The organism is Mesorhizobium sp. ESP7-2 (genome assembly GCF_020164715.1).
GTDB lineage: Bacteria > Pseudomonadota > Alphaproteobacteria > Rhizobiales > Rhizobiaceae > Mesorhizobium.
Genome location: NZ_JAIUGQ010000054.1, coordinates 25,486 through 31,781, shown reverse-complemented (window position 1 = coordinate 31,781; position 6,296 = coordinate 25,486). Strand labels below are relative to the sequence as shown.

Sequence of the window (6,296 nt, the reverse complement as noted above, 5' to 3'; positions counted from 1 at the left end):
GCCCTCGTTCGTGAGGCGTATATAGTCGCCACCCCGACAAACTGTCAACACCGCTTTCTCAAGTTTTTGAACTTTTTCGTGGAGATATCCACGGGGCCGAATTGGTGAGTTGGCTAGGCTGAGTTTCCACGCCGCTTTCAGCGATTGATCGCGCCTGGCTGCCGCCACGCTCTCAGACGGGCTGCAGGCGCCAAGTGTGAGGGTCGAGTCACAAGACCGCAACATTGCCACGGTGCTCCGCCGCGCCTTCCTCTTCCAGGGCCGCGACCAGCTTGACTGCGGACTCCCAATGCTTGGCAACATCGCTCCGCGTCCTTTCCCGGCTCCGGCTACCAACCGGCAAGCTTCCCGCGATCGCCTTTAAAAGCGGACATCCGTACAGATGGATGCTGCCATACATGGACTAGCGCCTGTTCGACACGCGCTGAGGCGCTCTATGGGGGTTTGCCAAGCCTACCACAACCGGGCCGCGCAGCCATATCAACGCGATGGATCGGCACCTCTGCTTCTCACCGCTCGCGCAGGACCTCCTGCTTGTATCGCATGAGCGGCGAAAGAAGGTAGCTGATGATACGTTCGGTGTTTCCGGGCCACCTTTCGGGAGTGGCCGCAATCTGTGAGGTTGCCGGTTCTGCATTGGGATCGGAGATCGGCTTGTGTCTGGACTTGACCTTACGCTTGACCCTGAGCGACAGCCTCGACGTTTCGATGTGATCAACGGTGCTGGCGGCCGGCGTCAGTGGTCGGTGGATGACAAAGCCCGGATCATTGCGGAGACTCTGGAGCCGAACGCAATCATTTCCGAGGTCGCCCGCCGGTATGGTCTGAGGCCGCAACAGGTCTTCGCCTGGCGTCGCGAAGCGCGCAAACAGGCCGTTTCGGTGCAGCAAGATTCTCCCGCCTTCGTGCCGGCGGTGGTGGGGGCGCCGGAACCCATAGCCAGGCATCCACCGAAGCAGCGGAACCGGAAAGCCACCCGAGACGCCGGCGTGATTGAGCTTGAGATCGACGGCATCGCCATGCGCGTTGGCCGTGGCGCCGATACCAAGACAGTAGCCGCTGTAATCCGCGCGCTGAAGGCGACGACGTGATTGGGCCGACGGGTGCGGTCAAGGTGATGGTAGCGACGAAGCCAGTGGACTTCCGCAAGGGTGCTGAGGGCTTGGCCGCCCTGGTGCGCGAGACGATGGGCGCCGATCCGTTCAGCAGCGCCGTCTACGTCTTCCGCGCCAAGCGCCCCGACCGGATCAAGCTGATCTTCTGGGACGGCACCGGGGTCTGCCTTTATGCAAAGCGTCTGGAGGATGGCGAGTTCCGCTGGCCGAAAGTGCATGACGGCGTGATGCGGTTGACGGCTGCACAGCTCTCGGCGCTGCTCGAAGGCCTCGATTGGCGGCGAGTCCACGAGCCGCGCCGGACCCGCATTCCAGCCCAGGCGGGCTGACCCGCGACGAAGTGAATCAGCGTGGATTCCGCTGTCGCGGGCCGTCGGCTAATATGGTCTGATCGGCTCATGGCGATGACGGCTGACCAGCTTCCCGACGATCCGGATGCGCTGAGGGCGATGGTCCTGGCGCGCGACATCGAGAATTCCCGTCTGGTCCAGATCATTAAGGAATTGCAGCGCCATCGCTTCGGCCGTCGTGCTGAGACGCTGCCGGAAGACCAACTGCTGCTGGGACTTGAGGAAGCCGAGCAGATCGAGGCGGCCGGCAGGAGGAGAACGAACAGGCTGCTCCCACGGAGCGACAGGCGCGTGTCGCCAAGCGTCGGGCGAACCGCGGCGCGTTGCCACCCCATCTGCCGCGCACGGAGATGGTCGTCGACATCGAGGCCCATGCCTGCCCGTGCTGCCGCAACGGCCTGCATCGGATCGGCGAAGACGTGAGCGAGCGGCTAAGACATCGTGCCGGCGCGGCTGCGTGTGATCGTCGTGCGCCGGCCCAAATATGCCTGCCGCGCCTGCGAGGACGTTGTCGTTCAGGCTCCGGCACCCGCCCGGTTGATCGAAGGCGGCCTTCCGACCGAGGCAACGATCGCCCAGGTCCTAGTCTCCAAAAATGCTGACCACCTGCCACTCTATCGTCAGGCGCAGATCTACGCCCGGCAGGGCATCAATCTCGACCGGTCGACGCTCGCCGACTGGGTCGGCCGTGCCGCCTGGCATCTACGTCCGGTGCACGAGCGGCTGCTTGGAAAGCTGAGGTCCTCACCAAAACTCTTCGCCGACGAGACGAAGGCGCCGGTGCTCGATCCGGGCCGCGGCAAGACGAAGACAGGCCAGCTCTGGGCCTATGCCCGCGATGACCGACCATGGAATGGCGGCGACCCGCCTTACATCCGCGCCTCTGAACTCCGGGCCGTGGCCTGAGAACACCGCTTACGATGATACGGCGTGAGCCGGTCTTGATCTCGACCGTGACCGACATGCCGGGTGACAGATCGGCGGATCTGCCCTCGATCCGCATCTGGGTGCGGTCGAGCGAGACGCGCGCTACATAGGCGAGCCCCTGCCCCGTGTCTCGGTCGTCGAACTCTCTGCTGCGGATCGTGGCTCGCCTGAGGCATCGTCGCGTTTGTCATTGTTGACGGCGTCGTGCGAGACGCCGAGCACGCGCCCGTGCAAGAGCCCGTAGCGCGTGAAATTGAAGGTATCGACCTTGATCTCCGCCTCCTGCCCGGGAGAAACAAACCCGATATCGCTGTTCGACACCATGGCCTCGATCTCGAGGGCAGCGTCGGCCGGCACGACGACCGCGAGCGACTGCGCCGGCGTGACGACGCCTCCGGTCAAGATCGAACAGATAGAGCTGGCGCGTATCGCCCTGAAGAGACTCGGCCTCGTTGGCAAAGGCACCAGCGCGATCGCGACCTACCCAGGATGAGCTCGACAAGCTGATCGCCGACTTCGATGAAAATCCTCGTCAGATCGCTCCGGTCAGCTTGATCATACAGGGGTGTCCGCCACGGCACGCAGGTCCAAGGGTTCGCCCATATCCTATTAATGCCACCCCACAAATTCGCCTCGGTATGCCGTTGTCGGGTGGCGCTGTTGTCGCCTAACGGAAAGCCCTGGACATCTGGTCAGCGAACGGTTTCAGCAAGTACGACCATACAGTTCGTTCGTCTGTGCTGATGTGGACTTCGGCAGGCATGCCTGGCTTCAGGACCTTGGCTTCCGTTAAGCAGTCCGACTTGTTTTCAACCTTGATACGCGCTGAAAAATACGACAACTGACGCTGTTGGTCCTTGATCAAATCGGCGGATATGCGCTGAACCCACCCTTGGCAGGCGGGTGTAGTACCGGCGTCGAACGCAGGAAAACGAATTGATACTGGTTGGCCGGCGCGAATGTCATCTACACGCGACGGCGGGATTAGGGCGTCGACTACGAGATTGTCCGTATCCGGCACAATCATCATGAGCACTTCTCCGGGGCCGACGACACCGCCTACCGTGTGGATCGATGATTCTTGAATTGTTCCAGACTGCGGAGCCCTGACCGTACTTTTGCTCAGCTCATCCTGAGCTACTATCTTGCGCTCCTTCAGCTCGGTGCTCTTGGCTTCGGTCTGGCGAAGCTCGCTTGTGACATCGGCGCGCTTTTGTTCGTCGAGTTGGAGAATTTGCAGCGCAGTTTCGCTAACCCGAGCCTCCGCTTCGGCGACTGCAGCGGCCAGACGTCCCGATTCTCCGTGAGCTCGCGTGCTATCCAATCTCGCCTTGCTCAATCTCTCCTTTGAAACCAATTTCTTAGAATACAACGCTTCGACATCCGTGAGGTCGTGATCCAGCAAGGCCACCGCTTCATCTTCCGCCGCTTGCTCTGATTTGAGGCCGTCGATCTGACGTTCGAGTTGTCTTGTGCGACTTTGCAATTGAGCCTTCTGACCTTTGAGTGCCGCCGCACGGCTGTCGAACAAGGCGCGTTCACCACTGACAAGAGCCGCCAGCTCAGGGTTGCTCATCCTGGCCTGGACAGCTCGCGGGACCTGGATTTCCGGAAGGCTTTGCCGTTCCGCCTCCAGCCGGGCAAGGCGGATAGTCGCGCGATCGAGATCCTCGCTAATTATTTGCAGATTAGCTCTCGTCAATGTGTCATCCAGCTTGACCAGCACGTCGCCGGCTTGAACATGATCTCCGTCCTGGGCGAAGATAGCACCGATCGTACCACCCGTGAGATGCTGAACTTTCTTGATGTTGGTCTCTACCACCACTGTGGCTGGCGCAATCACCGCGCCGGCGATCTTGGTCAAGCCGACCCACAGCCCGCAGCCCAAGACTACTAGAAAAGTCGTTGCAAGACCTAGCATCAGATTGGCGCGAACGCCGTCTTGCAATCCGAGCACATCCTCCCCGGTGGCATATGGCGCCGTGATCGTATCAGACACTTGGAAGAATCTCAGGCATGCCCGCTGACGCCCTTGTGAAGGGGCACCACCGGACTTGGACGCTCTGCAGCTGGAAAGGGTCGGACCACGTTCGCCAGCACATCCTCGCGCGAGCCAAAGGAATGGAGCATGCCATTGGACATGACGAGAACCCGATCGATGTTGGTGAGAGCCGACGGACGATGAGCCACAATGATGACAATCCCACCACGCTGACGAACGCTCAGGATCGCACCGGCCAGCGCAGCATCGCCACTGACGTCGAGATTTGAATTAGGCTCGTCAAGAACGACAAGAAATGGTTCGCCATAAAGTGCCCTGGCCAGTCCCACGAGCTGCCGCTGCCCCGCCGACAAAGCAGTGCCCCCTTCCCCCACGCGCGTTTGAAAACCGTCTGGAAGTCGCATGATCATCTTGTCGATACCCGCCGCCCTGGCGGCAGCCATAACGCCTTTGGGATCGCCTTGGCCGCCAAACCTCGAGATGTTGTCCGCGACTGTACCATCAAACAGTTCAACGTCTTGCGGCAGGTAACCAACATGAGCGCCAACCCGCTCCGAACTCCATTGCTCGAGCGAGGCTCCGTCTAACCTGACCGTTCCGCGAAGCGGCTTCCACGCACCGACCAGGGCGCGAACGAGCGTCGTCTTGCCAGAGCCGCTCGGGCCGATAACGGCCATGCCGGAGCCTTTCGGCAATTGGAAAGTCACGTTTAAGACGGTCGGCCTCGACACGCCCGGCGGCGCGATCGTCAGGTCTTCAACCGCAAGAAGTGCCTGCGGGCGGGGCAATTCCATGGGCTCGTTGTGATCGTCAAAAGTGCTGAGCACGGCGGCCAACTGGGAGAAGCTGCGCCTAGCAGCCAGGAAACCCTTCCAGTTTGCGATCGCAATATCAACAGGGGCCAGCGCGCGGCCCAGCAATATGGATGACGCGATAATCACGCCAGGGGATGCTTCGCCGCCAATAACAAGATAAGCGCCGAGCCCTAAAACCGAGGATTGTAACGCCATGCGAAGCGCCTTGGTTAGCGAGCCGGCTGCGCCTACGACGTCGGAAAGCCGCTCCTGGTACGCCAGATAGGCTCGGGTCGCTTCGCTCCAGCGATGGCCAATCCGGCTGGAAAGACCCATAGCGTGCACAACTTCGGCGTTGCGACGCCCGGAATCGGCAAGAACGCGTTGCGATAAAAGTGCTTCGGACGCGTGCATCGCCGGTCCGCGCGCAAAAATTTCCGCCACCACTGTCAGGGTAATGACAACAGCCGCGCCTGCTGTGGCTAGTATTCCAAGCGAAGGGTGCAGAAGATAGATGATCACCAGATAAAATGGTATCCAGGGGGCGTCGAAGACGACTGTCGGTCCCAACCCGGAAAGAAAGCCGCGGAGTTGATCCAGATCGCGAAGCGGATGAGTCCTGCTTGCGTCCTCTCCGGCAATGAGCGGCAGGGACAGTGAGATGGCGAAGACCCTTTGCTGCAGAGTTCTATGGAGCCGACTGCCAATCCGCACCAAGAGGCGAAGCCGTATGAAATCGAGCACTCCATAGACCGCATACAGACCAAGCATCCCAATAGTGAATCCGACAAGCGTCGGAATGCTCTGTGAAGGCAGAACGCGATCGTAGATCTGCAGCATATAGATGGATCCTGTCAAAGACAGAATGTTGATGACCGCTGAGAACAGACCGACACCGGCCAGCCCAGGAACACAGCCTGAAAAAGCCGAACGCAAATCCATCGAAGGCCCGTTCCATCGCTTCATGGTGCGCGACCCTCTACGAGAAATGGCCGCATGGACTCGCTTGTCCTGCCGATTGTAAACACCCTCTTCCTTGCTAGCCCTGTCCCGCACCAAAAGCATTAAGCGTTGCTAAGGTATCTGCCTTCGGTAAAAATGTAGCAAA

The 6,296-nt window shown here is 60.4% G+C and carries 4 protein-coding genes and 2 pseudogenes; 3 read left to right on the top strand and 3 right to left on the bottom strand.

Annotated elements, in window-relative coordinates; genetic code table 11:
* Positions 1-710 precede the first annotated feature (710 nt).
* From tnpA to tnpC, 3 genes and pseudogenes are all read left to right on the top strand, one after another.
* A complete protein-coding gene (gene tnpA / locus LB543_RS30810) occupies positions 711-1,091 on the top strand; it encodes an IS66-like element accessory protein TnpA (protein WP_224616881.1) in 381 nt (126 codons plus the stop codon).
* A complete protein-coding gene (tnpB, locus tag LB543_RS30805; protein ID WP_224598640.1) occupies positions 1,088-1,444 on the top strand; it encodes an IS66 family insertion sequence element accessory protein TnpB in 357 nt (118 codons plus the stop codon). Before tnpA ends, tnpB begins: the two co-directional genes overlap by 4 nt.
* A gap of 69 nt (positions 1,445-1,513) precedes the next feature.
* Positions 1,514-2,362: pseudogene (tnpC, locus tag LB543_RS30800) on the top strand (IS66 family transposase); the annotation flags it as partial.
* 22 nt (positions 2,363-2,384) lie between these two features.
* Here the strand turns inward: tnpC and LB543_RS30795 are convergent.
* From LB543_RS30795 to LB543_RS30785, 3 genes and pseudogenes are all read right to left on the bottom strand, one after another.
* Positions 2,385-2,788, bottom strand: a pseudogene (locus LB543_RS30795) (HlyD family efflux transporter periplasmic adaptor subunit); the annotation flags it as partial.
* 271 nt (positions 2,789-3,059) lie between these two features.
* A complete protein-coding gene (locus LB543_RS30790) occupies positions 3,060-4,391 on the bottom strand; it encodes an HlyD family type I secretion periplasmic adaptor subunit (protein WP_224598646.1) in 1,332 nt (443 codons plus the stop codon).
* An 11-nt stretch (positions 4,392-4,402) separates the two neighbouring features.
* Complete coding sequence (locus LB543_RS30785) at positions 4,403-6,130, bottom strand: type I secretion system permease/ATPase (RefSeq protein ID WP_224598648.1); 1,728 nt, start codon at positions 6,128-6,130, stop codon at positions 4,403-4,405.
* Positions 6,131-6,296: the final 166 nt, after the last annotated feature.

Coding starts and splice junctions, on each gene's coding strand:
- LB543_RS30785 (WP_224598648.1), bottom strand. CDS start 6,130: ATGGATTTGCGTTCGGCTTTTTCAGGCTGTGTTCCTGGGCTGGCCGGT.